This window comes from Bifidobacterium sp. UBA744 (assembly GCA_002298605.1).
In the GTDB taxonomy this organism is placed as follows: Bacteria; Actinomycetota; Actinomycetes; order Actinomycetales; family Bifidobacteriaceae; genus Bifidobacterium.
In genome coordinates, this window is sequence record DBKS01000028.1 from 1,522 (window position 1) to 2,169 (window position 648).

1 protein-coding gene is annotated in these 648 nt (G+C 65.2%); it reads left to right on the forward strand.

The window, feature by feature from the left end:
- Window positions 1-151: 151 nt before the first annotated feature.
- The coding region (locus B2994_RS03140) for a ComEC/Rec2 family competence protein (RefSeq protein ID WP_291526934.1) at window positions 152-648 on the forward strand (497 nt) is incomplete at its 3' end.

Genomic DNA, 648 nt, shown 5'->3' on the forward strand with positions numbered 1-648 from the left:
CTGTGCGCCTGCGCCGCACATCATGTCGCCGAGCGTCGTTCCCCGACGTATGAGCTGCTTGCGGGATCCGATGCCGTCCCGGTGGTTATGACGGTACGTCTGCGGGAGCCTCCTCTGACTTCGGATCGTCGTTCCGCGGACTGCCGGGCCGATGCGANNTGTCGAATCCGTTGCGACCGACCTGGTGGCCAGCGCCGATTATGTCCCGATTCGCGTCTATGCGGCCGGCGACGCCTGCGCAATACGCCAGGATGGCCTGTATCGGATGGCCGGGGTGCTGGAACGTCCCGAAATCGGATCCGCCAAGGCATGGCTGACCGTCGACGAGGGTACCGTGCCCTCGACGATTGAGCCTCCCGGGACGATGGCGCGTCTGGTATATGCGATGCAGTGCGCATTCATCCGCAATACCCAGAGATTGGACGATCAGGGCAGCGTCCTGATGCCCGGCATCACGCTGGGGCTGCCGGGCCAGGATGTTGCGGATCCCTCGATGAGGGCGGGAACGGAACGAATGGATCCCGTCTATGCGCAGCAAGTGGAGGACGCGTTCCGGGCGGCCGGCATTATGCATCTCATGGCGGTTTCCGGCGGGCACTTTGTCATTGTCGCGGGACTGGCGCGGAGGCTGTGCGCCGTCGCGCGCGC